Source organism: Pseudomonas sp. RW407 (assembly GCF_003176655.1).
In the GTDB taxonomy this organism is placed as follows: Bacteria; Pseudomonadota; Gammaproteobacteria; order Pseudomonadales; family Pseudomonadaceae; genus Pseudomonas; species Pseudomonas delhiensis.
In genome coordinates this window covers 579412-595021 of the sequence record NZ_QGSL01000091.1, presented here as the reverse complement: position 1 = coordinate 595021, position 15610 = coordinate 579412, and the positions used below count along the sequence as shown (strand labels likewise).

16 protein-coding genes are annotated in these 15610 nt (G+C 67.8%); 8 read left to right on the top strand and 8 right to left on the bottom strand.

Annotated features, from left to right (window positions below; translation table 11 throughout):
• Positions 1–4: 4 nt before the first annotated feature.
• From DK254_RS15015 to DK254_RS15005, 3 genes are read right to left on the bottom strand one after another with little or no spacing between them, the layout of a single operon-like run.
• Positions 5–565: a peptidylprolyl isomerase gene (locus DK254_RS15015; RefSeq protein WP_109934678.1), complete on the bottom strand. Its 561-nt coding sequence runs from the start codon at positions 563–565 to the stop codon at positions 5–7.
• A gap of 30 nt (positions 566–595) precedes the next feature.
• A complete protein-coding gene (locus DK254_RS15010; protein ID WP_089393016.1) occupies positions 596–1387 on the bottom strand; it encodes an alpha/beta fold hydrolase in 792 nt (263 codons plus the stop codon).
• Between the two features lie 15 nt (positions 1388–1402).
• Entirely contained in the window at positions 1403–2326 is a 924-nt protein-coding gene (locus DK254_RS15005; RefSeq protein ID WP_109934399.1) for a LysR family transcriptional regulator, read from the bottom strand.
• A gap of 55 nt (positions 2327–2381) precedes the next feature.
• On the opposite strand from DK254_RS15005, the gene DK254_RS15000 reads away from it, so the two are divergent.
• From DK254_RS15000 to rarD, 4 genes are all read left to right on the top strand, one after another.
• Positions 2382–2696: a 3-phosphoglycerate kinase gene (locus tag DK254_RS15000; protein ID WP_109934398.1), complete on the top strand. Its 315-nt coding sequence runs from the start codon at positions 2382–2384 to the stop codon at positions 2694–2696.
• Between the two features lie 149 nt (positions 2697–2845).
• Complete coding sequence (locus tag DK254_RS14995; protein WP_109934397.1) at positions 2846–3445, top strand: FMN-dependent NADH-azoreductase; 600 nt, start codon at positions 2846–2848, stop codon at positions 3443–3445.
• A gap of 404 nt (positions 3446–3849) precedes the next feature.
• Positions 3850–4713, top strand: coding sequence for a carboxylate/amino acid/amine transporter (locus tag DK254_RS14990; protein ID WP_109934396.1), 864 nt, complete (start codon positions 3850–3852; stop codon positions 4711–4713).
• Positions 4710–5615: an EamA family transporter RarD gene (rarD, locus tag DK254_RS14985; RefSeq protein WP_109934395.1), complete on the top strand. Its 906-nt coding sequence runs from the start codon at positions 4710–4712 to the stop codon at positions 5613–5615. Before DK254_RS14990 ends, rarD begins: the two co-directional genes overlap by 4 nt.
• Before the next feature lie 705 nt (positions 5616–6320).
• On the opposite strand, the gene sutA is transcribed toward rarD, so the two are convergent.
• From sutA to glnK, 4 genes are all read right to left on the bottom strand, one after another.
• Positions 6321–6641 (bottom strand): transcriptional regulator SutA, encoded by a 321-nt coding sequence (gene sutA / locus DK254_RS14980; RefSeq protein ID WP_109934394.1) that lies wholly within the window; start codon positions 6639–6641, stop codon positions 6321–6323.
• Positions 6642–6718: 77 nt separating this feature from the next.
• Entirely contained in the window at positions 6719–7144 is a 426-nt protein-coding gene (locus DK254_RS14975) for a secondary thiamine-phosphate synthase enzyme YjbQ (RefSeq protein ID WP_109934393.1), read from the bottom strand.
• Between the two features lie 100 nt (positions 7145–7244).
• Positions 7245–8579 carry an ammonium transporter gene (locus tag DK254_RS14970; protein ID WP_109934392.1) on the bottom strand — a complete coding sequence of 445 codons (1335 nt, stop codon included), beginning with the start codon at positions 8577–8579 and terminating at the stop codon, positions 7245–7247.
• Positions 8580–8613: 34 nt separating this feature from the next.
• Positions 8614–8952, bottom strand: coding sequence for a P-II family nitrogen regulator (glnK, locus tag DK254_RS14965; RefSeq protein WP_003457590.1), 339 nt, complete (start codon positions 8950–8952; stop codon positions 8614–8616).
• A gap of 544 nt (positions 8953–9496) precedes the next feature.
• Between glnK and DK254_RS14960 the strand changes: the two genes are divergently transcribed.
• From DK254_RS14960 to DK254_RS14950, 3 genes are all read left to right on the top strand, one after another.
• On the top strand, positions 9497–11527 hold the full coding sequence (locus DK254_RS14960) for an acyltransferase family protein (RefSeq protein ID WP_109934391.1): 2031 nt from the start codon (positions 9497–9499) through the stop codon (positions 11525–11527).
• A 93-nt stretch (positions 11528–11620) separates the two neighbouring features.
• Positions 11621–11887, top strand: a complete 267-nt coding sequence (locus DK254_RS14955) for an accessory factor UbiK family protein (protein ID WP_109934390.1) — start codon at positions 11621–11623, stop codon at positions 11885–11887.
• 178 nt (positions 11888–12065) lie between these two features.
• Positions 12066–13553 (top strand): YifB family Mg chelatase-like AAA ATPase, encoded by a 1488-nt coding sequence (locus DK254_RS14950; RefSeq protein ID WP_109934389.1) that lies wholly within the window; start codon positions 12066–12068, stop codon positions 13551–13553.
• Positions 13554–13556: 3 nt separating this feature from the next.
• Here the strand turns inward: DK254_RS14950 and DK254_RS14945 are convergent, their stop codons facing one another.
• The gene (locus DK254_RS14945; RefSeq protein WP_109934388.1) at positions 13557–13787 is read right to left on the bottom strand and encodes a DUF1127 domain-containing protein; all 231 of its coding nucleotides are present in this window, start codon (positions 13785–13787) and stop codon (positions 13557–13559) included.
• Between the two features lie 174 nt (positions 13788–13961).
• Here DK254_RS14945 and DK254_RS14940 point away from each other — a divergent pair, with 174 nt between their 5' ends.
• Positions 13962–15413 (top strand): PLP-dependent aminotransferase family protein, encoded by a 1452-nt coding sequence (locus DK254_RS14940; protein WP_109934387.1) that lies wholly within the window; start codon positions 13962–13964, stop codon positions 15411–15413.
• Positions 15414–15610: the final 197 nt, after the last annotated feature.

The window sequence follows — 15610 nt, the reverse complement described above, 5'->3', positions numbered from 1 at the left end:
ATTCTCAGAGACGCTTGGCGGAGAGTATGACCACCGGCTCGGCGGGCACGTTCTGGTACATGCCGCGGTTGGTGGTGGGCACCTTGGCGATCATGTCGACCACGCCCATGCCGCGCACGACCTTGCCGAACACGGCATAGCCGAAGTCGCGCTGGCCGTGGTCGAGGAAGTCGTTGTCGGTCAGGTTGATGAAGAACTGGCTGGTGGCCGAGTCCACTTCGCTGGTACGCGCCATGGCCAGGGTGCCGCGGGCGTTGAGCAGGCCGTTGTCGGCCTCGTTCTTGATCGGCTCGCCGGTGTCCTTCTCCTGCATCTTCTCGGTGAAGCCGCCGGTCTGGACCATGAAGCCGGGGATCACGCGGTGGAAGATGGTGCCGTTGTAGAAGCCGCTGTCGACGTAGCCGAGGAAGTTCTTCACGCTGATCGGCGCCTTGGCGCTGTCGAGTTCGACCTCGATCTCGCCCAGGGTGGTGGACAGCAGCACGTGGGGCCTGGCTGGGTCGGCGGCGAGCGCCGAGGTGGCCAGGACGAGGGTACAGGCGGCGAGCAGGAAGCGTTTGAACAGGGTCATTTGGCGGATGTTTCCTGAGGTGTTTTAGGAATGGTCTACCTGCTCGAGGAAGTCGAGCAGGGTGCTGTTGAAGGCTTGCGGCTGGTCCAGCGGGGTGGCGTGGCGCGAGTCCTCGATCACCACCAGGCGCGCGTTGGGCAGGCGCTCCACGTAGGCCTGCTTGAGCGTCACCGGGGTGTAGTCGCGGTCGGCGCTGACCACCAGCGTCGGACAGGTTATGCGCCCGAGGCGCTCCTGCACACCCCAGCCGATGATGGCGTGCAGGCTGGAAAGGTAAGCGCGTTTGTCGTTCTGCGGCCAGCGCTCCCGGATCTTGCGTCGCAGGTCGGCCTGCTCCGGCTTGGGGAACAGCAGCTTGCCCAGGGCCTTGCCCACGGTGTCCAGCCCCAGCACGTGGGCCAGGAACAGCCGGCGCGCCACTTCCAGGTACTCGCGCGGGGTGCGCGGCTTCACTTCCGGGGCACTGTTGACGATGGTCAGGCTCTTGAGCAGTTCCGGCCGACGGGTGGCCAGCTCGAAGCCGATCATCCCGCCCATGCTGATGCCCACCAGGTGCACCGGGGCCAGGCGCAGTTGCTCGATCAGCGCCGCCACATCCGCGGCGAAGCCGGCGATGCTGTAGCGCTCCCGCGGCTTGTCGGACTGGCCGTGGCCGCGCACGTCGAGGGTGATCACCCGGTGCCGCTTGAGCAGCTCCGGCACCTGGTACTCCCAGTCGCGGCTGCTCGAGCCCAGGCCGTGGACCAGCAGCACGGGCGTGCCCTGGCCGCTGTCCTCGAAGTACAGGCGCTGGCCGTCGTGGTGCAGGTAGGGCATCGGCGGTTCTCCCGGTCAGGCGCTCGGCGGCGCGGCGAAGGGGGCGTCCAGGGGCACGTTGGCGAAGGTCTTGAGCAGCTCGACGAGGATCTGCGTGGCCGGGCCCAGGGGCTTTTCCTTGTTCGGGTAAAGATAGAAGCGGCTCTCGCGGGTGACGCCCTGGATCAGCGGCAGCGGCTTGAGCGAGCCGTCGCGCAGCTCGCGCTCGATCATGTGCCGCGGCAGCCAGGCGAAGCCCAGGCCGTTGCCGACGAAGGTGGCGGCGGTGGCCAGGCTGCCCACCGTCCAGCGCTGCTCGGCGCCCAGCCAGCCGACGTCGCGCGGCTGCAGGCGGCCGGAATCGCGGATCACCACCTGCATCTGGGTTTCCAGGTCCTGGTGCGTCAGCTCGCGTTGCAGGCGGTGCAACGGATGGTCGGGGTTGGCTACTGCGATGAATTCCACGGTGCACAGGTCGGCGCCCAGGTAGCCGGCGATGTTCAGGCCGCTGATGGCCAGGTCCGCGTGGCCCTGCTGCAGCGCCTCCTCGACGCCGGAAAGCACTTCCTCGCGCAGCAGCACGCGGCAGCCGCGGCTCTGCGGCACGAAGGCGGACAGCGCGCGGACCAGGCGCAGGGTGGGGTAGGCGGCATCCACCACCAGGCGCACTTCCGGTTCCCAGCCCTGCTCCATGTGGTGGGCCAGTTCCTCCAGCTGCCCGGCGCTCTTCACCAGTTGCCGCGAGCGCCGCAGCAGCACCTCGCCGGCCTCGGTGAGCACCGCCTTGCGGCCGTCGATGCGCAGCAGCGGCACGCCGAGCTGCTCCTGCATGCGCGCCACCGTATAGCTGATGGAGGACTGCGAGCGGTGCAGGGCCTCGGCGGCCTGGGCGAAGCCGCCGTGGTCGACCACCGCCTGCAGCGTTCGCCATTGATCCAGGGTAACGCGGGGCGCTTTCATCCTCGCCTCCTCTTGTCTAATCTGGCGCTCTGCCTGAACCGAGCGAGACCGCCACATGAAAAGAATCTGCTGTGCGTTGCTGCTGTCGCTGCCGTTGACCGCCCTGGCCTATCCGATCGAGGTGGAAAAGTCCCTCAACGGAACGGAGATCGACGTCCAGACCCAGGACATCGGCGACAGCATGGGCGCCGTGCTGCTGCAGAACTACGGCAAGCAGGACGTCGCCTGCACCGCGGTGTTCCAGAACGGCCCGGAGACGCCCAAGGTGCGCAAGACGGTGCTCGCCGCCGGCAAGAGCAGCAACCTCACCGCCAGCTTCGGCCGCGCCATCATCAAGCTGCGCATCAAGCTGACCTGCAAGCCGGCCTGAGGCCCCGGCACATGTCCTCCAGACTAGGAGCAGACAAGATACAAATCAACTAAATCGATATTTTGAAGCAATTATTTCTGCTTTTTTATCGATCTGCTCCGCCCTAAGCTGACCTCCATCGACGCAATCGACCGCTGGAGGTCAAGCCCATGTCCCGTGTCCTGGTCATCGAAAGCAGTGCCCGCCAACAAGGTTCGGTCTCCCGCCAGCTGACCGCCGAATTCATTGCCAACTGGCGCGCCGCCCACCCGGCCGACGAGATCCAGGTCCGCGACCTGGCCGTGGAACAGGTGCCGCACCTGGACGCCGACCTGCTGGGCGGCTGGATGAAGCCGGCCGAACAGCACAGCGCCGCCGAGCAGGCCGCGCTGCAGCGCTCCAACCTGCTCACCGAGGAGCTGCTGGCCGCCGACGTGCTGGTGCTGGCCGCGCCCATGTACAACTTCGCCATCCCCAGCACCCTGAAGTCCTGGCTGGACCACGTGCTGCGCGCCGGCGTCACCTTCAAGTACACCGAGACCGGCCCCCAGGGCCTGCTCGGCGGCAAGCGCGCCTACATCCTGACCAGCCGCGGCGGCGTCTACGCCGGCGGCCCGCTGGACCACCAGGAACCCTACCTGCGCCAGGCCCTGGCCTTCATCGGCATCCACGACGTCACCTTCGTCCACGCCGAGGGCCTGAACATGGGCGCCGAGTTCGCCGAGAAAGGCCTGGCCAGGGCCCGCGAGCAACTGGCCGCGGTGGCCTGACCGCCGCGCGGATTCCGGTTTTCCGCTTGCGCGCCCGTCGCACCTGGGCGCGACGCCCGGTCGACGCACTTCCCCCCGCGAATGTCGACCGGGCTTTTTCTTTGCCGGGGTTCGCGAGCAAGCTCGCTCCTACGAAAAGCGCTGGGCTCCTGTAGGAGCGAGCTTGCTCGCGAATGAGGTTTTCCGTGATGACATGGGGCGCCGGCCCTGCCGGCGGGATCGCGGATGAATCCTAGCCACGTCGTTCCCATGTAGGAGCGCGCCCTGCGCGCGAATCGCGGGCAGGGCCCGCTCCTACAGGTTGACGCTGAACCTCCCGTTCATGCCGGACAGCACCCTGGCCCTTTCTTCGCCCCGGCAAAACCGCTATTTTCCACGCCCCTTTTCGGTGCGCCTGTCCGGTCATGCCTTACCTGCTTTTCGTAACCGTCCTCTGGGCGTTTTCCTTCAGCCTGATCGGCGAGTACCTCGCCGGCCAGGTCGACAGCTATTTCGCCGTGCTCACCCGGGTGCTGCTGGCCGGCGCGGTGTTCCTGCCGCTGACCCGCTGGCGCGGGGTGGCGCCGCGCTTCATCGGCGGGGTGATGCTGGTCGGCGCGCTGCAGTTCGGCATCACCTACGTCTGCCTGTACCAGAGCTTCCGCGTGCTGACGGTGCCCGAGGTACTGCTGTTCACCGTGCTCACGCCGTTGCACGTGGCGCTGATCGACGACGCCCTGAACCGCCGCTTCAACCCCTGGGCGCTGCTGGCCGCGGCGGTGGCCGTGCTGGGCGCGGCGATCATCCGCTACGACGGCGTCAGCGGCGACTTCATCGAGGGCTTCCTGCTGCTGCAGCTGGCCAACGCCACCTTCGCCGCCGGCCAGGTGCTGTACAAGCACCTGGTGGCGCGCTACCCGTCGGACATCCCGCAGTACCGGCGCTTCGGCTACTTCTTCGTCGGCGCGCTGCTGGTCGCGCTGCCCGGCTGGCTGCTGCTGGGCAACCCGGCCAAGCTGCCGACCACCGAGGTGCAGTGGCTGGTGCTGCTGTTCATGGGCCTGCTGGCCACCGCCCTGGGGCAGTTCTGGTGGAACAAGGGCGCTACCCTGGTGGACGGCGGCACCCTGGCGGTGATGAACAACCTGCACGTGCCGGTGGGGCTGCTGATCAACCTGCTGATCTGGAACGAGCACGCCGACCTGGCCCGCCTGGCCCTGGGCGGCGCGGTGATAGTGGCCTCGCTCGGGGTGAACCGCCTGGGGCTGGCGCGGAGGGCCGTGGCATGAACATCTCCGGTCGCGGCGTGGCCCTGTCCCTGGCCGCCTCGGTACTCTTCGTCACCCTGCCGGGCTACCTGCGCTGGCTGGCGCCGCTGGACAGCATCCAGATCGTGGCGCACCGGGTGGTCTGGTCGATCCCCATGGTCCTGCTGCTGGTGGCCTTCACCGGCCAGGGCGAGGTGCTGCGCGCGGCCGGCCGGCGCCTGCTGCGCGAGCGCTGGCTGCTGCTGTGCTTCCCGCTGAGCGCGGCGATGATGCTGGTGCAGTGGGGCGTGTTCATCTACGCGCCCATGGTCGGCCAGACCCTGCAGCTGTCCCTGGGCTACTTCCTGCTGCCGCTGACCATGGTGCTTTGCGGCCGGCTGTTCTATGGCGAGCGCCTGACGCCGCTGCAGGGCATTGCCGTGGCCTGCGCGCTGGTCGGCGTGCTCCACGAGCTGTGGCTGACCCGCGCTTTCTCCTGGTTCAGCCTGATCACCGCCCTGGGTTATCCACCGTATTTCATGCTGCGCCGGCGCATGGGCGTGGACGCGCTGTCCGGCTTCGTCTTCGAGATGCTGGTGCTGCTGCCCTTCGCCCTGTGGACCATCTGGCACTTCGGCGACCGCCAGGTGTTCGCCGAAACGCCGCGCCTGTGGGCGCTGCTGCCGATGCTTGGGCTGATCAGCGCCCTGGCCTTCGCCGCCATGATGGCGTCCAGCCGGCTGCTGCCCATGGGGCTGTTCGGCATCCTCAGCTACGTCGAGCCGATGCTGTTGTTCCTGCTGGCGGTGCTGTTCCTCGGCGAGGCGTTCCAGCCGCAGCAGTTGTGGACCTACGGGCCGATCTGGCTGGCCATCCTGCTCACCGGCTGGGACAGCGCGCGGCTGCTGCGCAAGCAGGCGCGGCGTGAGCGGCGGGGTGAGTAGGGTGGATAATCGTTCGCGGTTATCCGCTCTACATATCGTCATTCCCGTGAACGCGGGAACCAAAAAAAGATGTCGGGTTTGGGTGTAACGCGCCGCTCCGAGTGTTCGGATGTTTCTCGTTTCGCCCCCTCGGGCGAGTCACTTTTGTCAGTCGCCACAAAAGTAACCAAAAAGGCTTGCCCCGGCATACGGGCCCGATGAAGCCGGGCTACCCTCACGAACTCCCCCGCCACGGAGGCCCGCCCCGACAGCACGTCCCTGTGCTGATCGGGGCTCTCGCGACATCCATGTCGCATGACCTCCTGAGCGCCGGTTTCGCTCGGCCTTCTGAAGGGGCGTTCCGGTGCGCTCGGTTGTTTCTCTGGAAGTCCAAAAACCAGAGCAAGAGCCGCTTTTGCTCTTCGTAGGAGCGAGCTTGCTCGCGAACCCCGGCTTCCCGCGCTCGCGGGAATGGCGACGGGGAGATAGGCGTCTCAGGATAACTCAGGATTCTCCCTTCGCTCAGGACAGCCCCCTCTCCCTTCAGGGCGGGGCGCGCAGCCGAGGGTTGGGGAGAGGGCGCTCTTGAACCCAACACCTACGTCACCGGTAACCACTGTTCGCGAGCAAGCTCGCTCCTACGAAAAGCCGCCCCCACAGGCCGTCACAAAGAAAAAGCCCGCCGCTCCCCTGGCGGAGAGGGCGGGCTTTTTCACGACGTCGCCCTCAGATAGGGCGGCTGCCGTATTTGCTGTCCGGCTTCTTCGGCGGATCGGCGACCACGTTGGGCTCGATCTCCTGGACCTTGCCACCACGGGAGAGGAAGTCTTCCATGGCCTTGGCCAGGGCGTCGCGCTCTTTCTGCTTGGCCTCGACCGAGGGCAGTTCCTCTTCTTCTACGGCTGCCTTGGCTTTCTTGCCGCCAGAGGAAGCCGGGGCCTCGTCGGCTTCGCCTTCGGCGTCGCCATCGTCAGCTGCAGCCAACTCCTCGCCGTCGTCCTCGTCGCCGCTTTCCAACTCGTCTTGTTCCAGTTCTTCGTCGCTCATTATTCAACCTCGTGGTGCTGCAAAGCAGGTTAGTTATAGCCCAGCCGCGCGCTTTGACGAACGCTGCCGGAAAAAATTCACAGAGCCTCGCCCTGCAGGGTCGCCAGCACCTTGCGCGGCCCGCCGTGATCGCGGTGTTCGCCCAGGTAGATGCCCTGCCAGGTGCCCAGCGCCAGTCTCCCGGCGCTGACCGGCAGGGTCAGCTGGCAGCCCAGCAGGCTGGCCTTGAAGTGCGCGGGCAAGTCGTCCGGCCCTTCGTAATCGTGCTCGTAGCCACGCTCGCCCTGCGGCACCAGGCGATTGAAGAATCGCTCGAAGTCCCGCCGGACCGAGGGGTCGGCATTCTCGTTCAGCGTCAGCGACGCCGAGGTGTGCTGCAATAGCAGGTGCAGCAGGCCGGCCCGGCAATGCGCCAGGTCCGGCAATGCCGCCAGCACCTCGTCGGTGACCAGGTGGAAACCGCGCGACCGCGGGCGCAGGGTGATCAGGGTCTGCTTCCACATGGCGGGGCCTCCTGTTGGCTACCGATCGGGGCGCATTCTAGCGAAGCGCAGAAAAAAACAAAGGGCGCCCGAGGGCGCCCTTCGTCGAACCCGAGCGAACTTACAGGTTGTAGCCGCGCTCGTTGTGCAGGGCCAGGTCCAGGCCCACGGTTTCTTCTTCCTCGGTGACGCGCAGGCCGATGACCAGGTCCAGCACCTTGAGGATCACGAAGCTGACGATACCGGTGTAGACGATGGTGAAGGCCACGCCCTTGAACTGGATGAACAGCTGGGCGCCGATGTCGGTGACGGTGCCGAAGCCGCCCAGGGCGGGCGCGGCGAACACGCCGGTCAGCAGGGCGCCGACGATGCCGCCGACGGCGTGCACGCCGAAGGCGTCCAGGGAGTCGTCGTAGCCGATGGCGCGCTTGAGGCTGGTGGCGGCGAAGAAGCAGATCACGCCGGCGGCCAGGCCGAGGATGATCGCGCCCATCGGGCCGCAGGTGCCGGCGGCCGGGGTCACGGCCACCAGGCCGGCGACCACGCCCGAGGCGATGCCCAGGGCGCTGGGCTTACCGTGGGTGATCCACTCGGCGAACATCCAGCCCAGGGCGGCGGCGGCGGTGGCGATCTGGGTCACCAGCATGGCCATGCCGGCGGTGCCGTTGGCGGCGGCGGCGGAACCGGCGTTGAAGCCGAACCAGCCCACCCACAGCAGGGCGGCGCCGACCAGGGTGTAGCCCAGGTTGTGCGGGGCCATGGCGGCGGTCGGGTAGCCCTTGCGCTTGCCCATCACCAGGCAGGCCACCAGGCCGGCGACACCGGCGTTGATGTGCACCACGGTGCCACCGGCGAAGTCCAGTACGCCCCAGTCCCACAGCAGGCCGCCGTCACCGCTCCAGACCATGTGCGCGATGGGGGCATAGACCAGGGTGAACCACAGGCCGGTGAAGATCAGCAGCGCGGAGAACTTCATGCGCTCGGCGAAGGCGCCGACGATCAGCGCCGGGGTGATGATCGCGAAGGTCATCTGGAACATCACGAAGACGCTTTCCGGGAACAGCGCCGAGGCGGAGGTCAGGCCTTCGCTGGTCAGGCCGCTGAGGAAGGCCTTGTCGAAGCCGCCGACGAAGGAGGCGAAGTTGATCACGCCCTTCTCCATGCCGACGGTGTCGAAGGCCAGGCTGTAGCCGTAGACGACCCACAGGATGCTGATCAGCGCGGTGATCGCGAAGCACTGCATCATGATCGACAGGACGTTCTTGGCGCGCACCATGCCGCCGTAGAACAGCGCCAGGCCGGGGATGGTCATCATCAGCACCAGGGCGCTGGAAATCAGCATCCAGGCGGTGTCACCACTGTTCAGGACGGGGGCCGCTGCCTCGTCGGCCATGGCCAGTGCGGGCATTGCGAGGGGCAATAGGGCGCCTAGCCCTGCGAACTTGCGCAGAGTCATTGTTGTTTCTCCTGGGGCGGGGGGTTCGGTTGGCTTAGATGGCGTCGGTACCGGTCTCGCCGGTACGGATGCGGATCGCCTGTTCCAGATTCACGACGAAAATCTTGCCGTCGCCGATCTTGCCGGTGTTGGCGGCCTTGGTGATGGCCTCGATGACGCGGTCCAACTGGTCATCGGCGATGGCCACATCGATCTTCACCTTGGGCAGGAAGTCGACGACGTATTCCGCACCACGGTACAGCTCGGTGTGCCCCTTCTGCCGGCCGAAGCCCTTGACTTCGGTCACAGTGATGCCCTGCACGCCGATCTCGGACAGCGACTCGCGCACGTCGTCGAGCTTGAACGGCTTGATGATGGCTGTGACTAGCTTCATGAAACTCTCTCCCGTGTTTTGGTGGACTCGCCCCAGGAAAACGAACCCGGGGACAAGTCTAAGCGCAGTGTCTGGCTTTGTAACGCGCCGGCCGCCCTACCTCAGCACTCCGACCTCTTCCAGCCGCTTCCCGCGAAGCGCTCGTCAGCTCCGCCAGCCGCACCGGACCTGCATCGGTGCACGCTATGTCAGCGCCGAAGCAGGAACCTTGCCAGCTCGGCGAAAAGCCCGCCGATTCAGCCTCTTAGCGAAAAACAGCGGCGCCGGGGCGATGGCCGGGTGCCATGTCGCGCACCAGAACCGGGCAGTCATGCCGCCAAGCCTGCGCAAAAATCGTGCAGCGACCCCTTTTTCCCGCCAACCCGGGGGGCCGACCTGGGCCATCCGGGCTGCGCCATAGGGAAGAGGCTCGACCAGCGCTGGACCAGGGCCATCTCTCCGAAGGGATTTTCCGAAAGCCTGAAGGCAAGTTCCTCAGCATCCGAGCGGGCGTCGCCGCAGGAGTCGAAAGACCTATCTTTCGCCGATTTGCGGAAAACCAGCGATGAGCCTTCTCCCCAGCCGCCGCGCCCGGTCCGGCCTGACGAAACCCACGCCCGCCAACCACTTCAGGCAGGACATCAACGGCCTGCGCGCCCTGGCGGTGGTCGCGGTCACCCTCTATCACTTCGACGTCGGCGGACTGGACGGCGGATTCGCCGGCGTGGATGTGTTCTTCGTGCTCTCCGGCTACCTCATGGCGGGGATCATCGGCACCGGCCTGCAGCGTGGCGACTTCTCCGTCCTGGCGTTCTACTGGGCCCGGGCCAGACGCATCCTTCCGGCGTTGCTGGTGGTCTGCGCGGTCGTGCTGGCCGTCGGCTGGCTGCTGCTCGCGCCAAACGACTACAAGACCCTCGGCCGGCACGCCCGACAGTCCCTGGCCTTCCTCTCCAATCACCTGTATCTGAAGGAAGCCGGCTACTTCGACAGCGCCAGCCAGGCAAAATGGCTGCTGCACACCTGGTCGCTGTCCGTCGAGTGGCAGTTCTACCTGGCGTTGCCGCTAATCCTCACCCTCGCCTGGAAGCTGCTGCCCCGGCGCGGCACGCTCGTGGGCGTGCACCTGGCGCTGTTCTCCTGCTCGCTGGCGCTGTGCATCACGCTGACCGCCAGCCATCCGGAAAAGGCTTTCTACCTCCTGCCCGCCCGCGCCTGGGAAATGCTCCTGGGCGGATTGTGCTTCCTGCTCTGCTCGAACCTCGGGCTCCCGGCGACGGCGCGGCGCCTGCTGGAAGCCGGCGGCCTGGCGCTGGTAGGGGCGTCGGTGTTCCTGCTCGACGAGTCCGCCGCCTGGCCCGGTGCGCTGGCGCCGCTGCCGACCCTGGGAACCGCCATGGTGCTGGCGGCCCGGCGGGAAACCTCGCCGTGGTGCACCCATGGCGCCGTTCAGTGGCTGGGCACGCGCTCCTACTCCCTGTACCTGTGGCACTGGCCGCTGGTCGCCTGGCTGTTCCATACCGGCCACCGGCAAGCACCTCTGTGGATCGCCGCAGCCCTGCTGCTGACGCTATTGCTGGGCGAGCTCTCCTACCGGCTGGTGGAACAACCGACGCGGCGCTGGCTGGGCACGAGCAGGCGAGCGTTCGCCGTGGCCGGACTGGCCGGCCTGATGATCCTTGCCGGCTACATGGCGCAGGTGGTGGTCAGGGCGAAAGGCTTCCCGCAACGGATGCCCGCGGACATCCTGGCGATGCGGGAACAGGCCCTGCAGGGCACGCCGCGCAACGGGGAGTGCCTGAGCAAGGGCGCGGGCTGCGTGTATGGCGGGCCGGACATCCAGGCCATGCTCATCGGCGACAGCCACGCCGCCTCCGTGGTCACCGCCGCACAACTCGCACTGCCTGACGCCGGCCAGGGCATCTATCTGCGGGCCGCACCGGCCTGCCTGCCGGTTCCCGGGCTGCACATCCGCGAACACCCGCGCGACAACCCGGAGGACACCTGCAACCGCATGCGCCGGCAACTGCCGGCCGAACTCGGCGACGCGCCCAGCCGGGTGCCGCTGATCATCGTTACCCGCACCTCCGTCTACCCGTTGGGTTACAACGGCATCGACCAGAACCGCAAGAACCGGCCGCAGGCCTACGTCAGCTCGCCCGTGGACGAGCCCAGCAGCGAATGGCTCGAGGCGTTCACCCGGCTCTACATCGACCACGCCTGCGCCCTGGCGCGGCAGCGCCCGGTCTACCTGGTGCGGCCGATACCGGAAATGCGCGTCGACGTGCCGGATGTGATGAGCAGGAAGATGCTCCAGGGGAAGGCGCCGCAAGTCACCCTCAGCCGGGCCGACTACGAGGCGCGCAACGGCTTCGTCTGGGGCGTGCAGGACCGCGCCCGCGAAGCCTGCGGCGTGAACATTCTTGATCCGCTTCCCTACCTGTGCGACGAAGGGCAGTGCTACGGCGGCCGGGAAGGACAGGCCTACTACGCCGATGACAACCACCTGAACGCGGCGGGCAGCCGGCTCCTGGCGCCCATGTTCGCCAAGGTCTTCGCGGACCTGTCCACGGCCCAGGCCGATGCCCCGCGCTAGCACGCAGAACCTGCGGCGGCTGCCCCGGTCCGCGCCAGCGGCACCGGGCAGCGTGATAGACTCCCCACCCAGTCCCAACTGGAAACCCTCGCCATGCTGCCGCCCAAAGCCTTCCTCGACGCCCTCGGCCAACAGGCCAGCCGCCTCTTCGGCGGTGAATCGCCGCTGCCCCGCGCCGAGCTGGAGGCGCAGTTCAAGGTCCTGCTGCAGAGCGCCTTCGGCAAGCTCGACCTGGTCAGCCGCGACGAGTTCGACAGCCAGATGGTGGTGCTCGCCCGCACCCGCGCCCGCCTGGAGGCGCTGGAAGCCAAGGTCGCCGAACTGGAGGCCAAACTCGCGCCGCCCGCCGAGGCCGAATGACCCGGCGCGTGGCTGCACGGCATCGACTTGGGCCGGCTTACGAAAGCCCCCTTCCATTGCCCCTGACCAACGGGAAGTTTCCTACCGGACATTAGCGCCCTTACAGCGGCAGCGAGCATGACCCCGGCATCAGTGACCTCCTAAACTCGGGGTTTGCTCTGGAAGAAGCTGCCCTGCCATGTCCCTGGCCATCGTCCACAGCCGCGCCCAGGTAGGCGTGGAAGCCCCCGGTGTCACCGTCGAGGCGCACCTGGCCAATGGCCTGCCGTCGCTGACCCTGGTCGGCCTGCCGGAAACCGCGGTCAAGGAAAGCAAGGACCGCGTGCGCAGCGCCATCCTCAACGCCGGCTTCGAGTTCCCCGCCCGGCGCATCACCCTCAACCTCGCCCCGGCCGACCTGCCCAAGGACGGCGGGCGCTTCGACCTGGCCATCGCCCTGGGCCTGCTCGCCGCCAACGGCCAGTTGGCCGGCGCCAACCTGGACGGCCTGGAATGCCTCGGTGAACTGGCCCTGTCCGGCGCCCTGCGCCCGGTCCAGGGCGTGCTGCCGGCCGCCCTGGCGGCGCGCGCGGCGGGCCGCGCCCTGGTGGTTCCGAAGGAAAACGCCGAAGAAGCCAGCCTGGCCAGCGGCCTGACCGTCTACGCCGTGGGCCACCTGCTGGAGCTGGCCGCGCACCTGACCGGCCAGGCGCCCCTGCCGCCCTACCAGGCCCGCGGCCTGCTGCGGGAAACCCCGCCCTACCCCGACCTCGCCGAGGTCCAGGGCCAGGCCGCGGCCAAGCGCGCCCTGCTGGTGGCTGCCGCCGGGTCGCACAACATGCTGCTGAGCGGCCCGCCGGGCACCGGCAAGACGCTATTGGCCAGCCGCCTGCCGGGGCTTCTGCCGCCGCTGAGCGAAGACGAAGCGCTGCAGGTGGCGGCCATCCACTCCGTGTCCGGGCGTGGGCCGCTGACGCACTGGCCACAGCGCCCGTTCCGCCAGCCGCACCACAGCGCCTCGGCCGCCGCGCTGGTGGGCGGCGGCAGCCGGCCGCAACCGGGGGAGATCACCCTGGCCCACGAAGGCGTGCTGTTCCTCGACGAATTGCCGGAATTCGACCGCAAGGTCCTGGAAGTGCTGCGCGAGCCCCTGGAAGGGGGAGAAATCGTGATCGCCCGGGCCAACGGCCGGGTGCGCTTCCCGGCGCGCTTCCAACTGGTGGCGGCGATGAACCCCTGCCCCTGCGGCTACCTCGGCGACCCCAGCGGCCGCTGCCGCTGCACCCCGGAGCAGATCCAGCGCTACCGCGCCAAGCTGTCCGGCCCGCTGCTGGACCGCATCGACCTGCACCTGACAGTGGGCCGCGAGACCACGCGCCTCGCCCCCCAGGAGGGCAGCCTGGGCAGCGCCGAGGTCGCCGCGCAGGTGGCCCGCGCCCGCGAGCGGCAGCTGGCGCGGCAGGGTTGCGCGAACGCCGTTCTCGACCTCAAGGCGATGCACCAGAATTGTGCACTGGACGACCAGGACCAGGCCTGGCTGGAAACCGCCGGAGAACGCCTGGACCTGTCCCTGCGCGCCCTGCACCGCATCCTCAAGGTCGCCCGCACCCTGGCCGACCTGGAAAGCGCCGAACACATCGCCCGGGCGCACCTGGCCGAAGCCCTGCAATACCGCGCCGGGCACTGAAGCTCAGCAGCGCCAGAACGGCCGCAGCGCCTCGATGCGCGCCTGCTCGCGGGAAATGCCGATGTCGCGCAGCTGTTCGTCGCTGAGTTCGAGCAGTTGCCTGCGCGTGCGCACCCGCCGCCAGAACTGCCGCCAGCGACTTTCCGCCGGGCCGCGCGGGGCCAGCTTGCCGTCGTCGAGGCCGAGCAGTTCGCGCTGGTACAGGGTCAAGCGCACATCTGTCATGCCGTTCATGTCGCCCCTCCTTCTCCGAGCCTGTGGATAGGGTGGCGAATGGGCTGGCTTCATTACAGATTCAAAGAAATGGAATTTTTTCCATACAGAAAGCGGAAAAAACCAACTGAATGGCGTATTTTTGCCCGATCTGTACTGGTCTTCGCCGCCATGGCGCGGCACGGGGCAACTGTCATGAAGCGCTACGCACAACTGGCCAGCACCCTGGGCGAACGCATCGAGCAGGGGCTTTACCGCCCCGGCGACCGCCTGCCCTCGGTGCGCGCGCTGAGCGAGGAGCACGGCGTCAGCATCAGCACCGTGCAGCAGGCCTACCGGGTGCTGGAGGATGCGGGGCTGGTCGAGCCGCGGCCCAAATCCGGCTTCTTCGTCCCCGAACGACGCCCGCAGCCGGCCATGCCGGCGATGACCCGCCCGGCGCAGCGGCCGGTGGACGTCTCGCAGTGGGACCAGGTGCTGGAGCAGGTGCGCCGCGCCCCCGGCGGCGATTTCGTCCAGCTCGGCCGCGGCACCCCGGACATCGCCAGCCCTTCGCTCAAGCCGCTGCAGCGCGCCATGGCCAATGCCGCGCGGCGCACCGACCTGCAGGCCCTGGGCTACGAGGGCATCCAGGGCTCGCTGGCCCTGCGCGAACAGATTTCCCGGCTGATGCTGGACTCCGGCTGCCAGGTGCCGCCCAGCGAAATCGTCATCACCACCGGCTGCCAGGAGGCCCTGGCCATCACCCTGCACGCCATCTGCCAGCCGGGCGACATCGTCGCCATCGACTCACCGAGCTTCCACGGCGCCATGCAGGCGCTCAAGGCGTACGGCCTGAAGGCCCTGGAAATCCCCACCGACCCGACCAACGGGGTAAGCCTGGAAGCCCTGGCGCTGGCCATGGAGCAATGGCCGGTGAAGCTGATCCTGCTCACCCCCAACTGCAACAACCCGCTGGGCTACATCATGCCCGACGCGCGCAAGCGCGCCCTGCTCAGCCTGGCCCAGCGCTACGACGTGCCCATCCTCGAGGACGACGTCTACGGCGAGCTGGCCTATGCCTACCCGCGGCCGCGCAGCATCAAGTCGTTCGACACCGACGACCGCGTGCTGCTGGCCAGCTCCTTCTCCAAGACGGTGGCGCCGGGCCTGCGCACCGGCTGGGTGGTGCCGGGGCGCTACCTGGACCGCATCCTCCACTTCAAGTACATCGCCAGCGGCACCTGCGCGCCGCAGCCGCAGATGGCCCTGGCCGAGTTCGTCGGCGGCGGCCACTACGAGCCGCACATCCGCCGCATGCGCGCCCAGTACCAGCGCCACCGCGACCTGATGACCGACTGGATCGCCCGCTACTTCCCCGAGGGCACCCGCGCCACCCGGCCACAGGGCGGCTTCATGCTCTGGGTGGAACTGCACCCGCAGTTCGACAGCGTGCGGCTGAACCGCGAACTGCAGGCCGAGCGCGTGCAGGTGGCGGCCGGCAGCATCTTCTCGGCCTCCGGCAAGTACCGCAATTGCCTGCGCCTGAACTACTCCAACCGCGACCTGCCGCGCATCGAAGAAGCCGTGCGCAAGGTCGGCGCCTGCGCCACGCGTCTGGTGGAGGAGCTGCACGCCGAGGCCGGGGAAGACACAGCCCTGGCGTGAGGAGGCACGGTCGTAGGAGCAACTGTCTTGCGGCCCGCGCCGAAATGCTCTTCGTAGGAGCGAGCTTGCTCGCGAATAAACCCCGCTGCGAAGTCCGTTCGCGAGCAAGCTCGCTCCTACAGGTTGCCGGAAGGTGTGGCATTTCCCTGTGTAGGACTTTGTCCGCGATTGGATTTGCCCGCCACGCCGGACACCCA

What these genes read in the sequence shown, in the direction of transcription:
- DK254_RS14970 (WP_109934392.1), bottom strand. Translation starts at nt 8,579, where the DNA reads ATGACTCTGCGCAAGTTCGCAGGGCTAGGCGCCCTATTGCCCCTCGCA.
- DK254_RS14955 (WP_109934390.1), top strand. Translation starts at nt 11,621, where the DNA reads ATGCTGCCGCCCAAAGCCTTCCTCGACGCCCTCGGCCAACAGGCCAGC.
- DK254_RS14960 (WP_109934391.1), top strand. Translation starts at nt 9,497, where the DNA reads ATGAGCCTTCTCCCCAGCCGCCGCGCCCGGTCCGGCCTGACGAAACCC.
- sutA (WP_109934394.1), bottom strand. Translation starts at nt 6,641, where the DNA reads ATGAGCGACGAAGAACTGGAACAAGACGAGTTGGAAAGCGGCGACGAG.
- DK254_RS15000 (WP_109934398.1), top strand. Translation starts at nt 2,382, where the DNA reads ATGAAAAGAATCTGCTGTGCGTTGCTGCTGTCGCTGCCGTTGACCGCC.
- rarD (WP_109934395.1), top strand. Translation starts at nt 4,710, where the DNA reads ATGAACATCTCCGGTCGCGGCGTGGCCCTGTCCCTGGCCGCCTCGGTA.
- DK254_RS14990 (WP_109934396.1), top strand. Translation starts at nt 3,850, where the DNA reads ATGCCTTACCTGCTTTTCGTAACCGTCCTCTGGGCGTTTTCCTTCAGC.
- DK254_RS14945 (WP_109934388.1), bottom strand. Translation starts at nt 13,787, where the DNA reads ATGAACGGCATGACAGATGTGCGCTTGACCCTGTACCAGCGCGAACTG.
- DK254_RS15005 (WP_109934399.1), bottom strand. Translation starts at nt 2,326, where the DNA reads ATGAAAGCGCCCCGCGTTACCCTGGATCAATGGCGAACGCTGCAGGCG.
- DK254_RS15010 (WP_089393016.1), bottom strand. Translation starts at nt 1,387, where the DNA reads ATGCCCTACCTGCACCACGACGGCCAGCGCCTGTACTTCGAGGACAGC.
- DK254_RS14995 (WP_109934397.1), top strand. Translation starts at nt 2,846, where the DNA reads ATGTCCCGTGTCCTGGTCATCGAAAGCAGTGCCCGCCAACAAGGTTCG.
- glnK (WP_003457590.1), bottom strand. Translation starts at nt 8,952, where the DNA reads ATGAAGCTAGTCACAGCCATCATCAAGCCGTTCAAGCTCGACGACGTG.
- DK254_RS14975 (WP_109934393.1), bottom strand. Translation starts at nt 7,144, where the DNA reads ATGTGGAAGCAGACCCTGATCACCCTGCGCCCGCGGTCGCGCGGTTTC.
- DK254_RS14950 (WP_109934389.1), top strand. Translation starts at nt 12,066, where the DNA reads ATGTCCCTGGCCATCGTCCACAGCCGCGCCCAGGTAGGCGTGGAAGCC.
- DK254_RS14940 (WP_109934387.1), top strand. Translation starts at nt 13,962, where the DNA reads ATGAAGCGCTACGCACAACTGGCCAGCACCCTGGGCGAACGCATCGAG.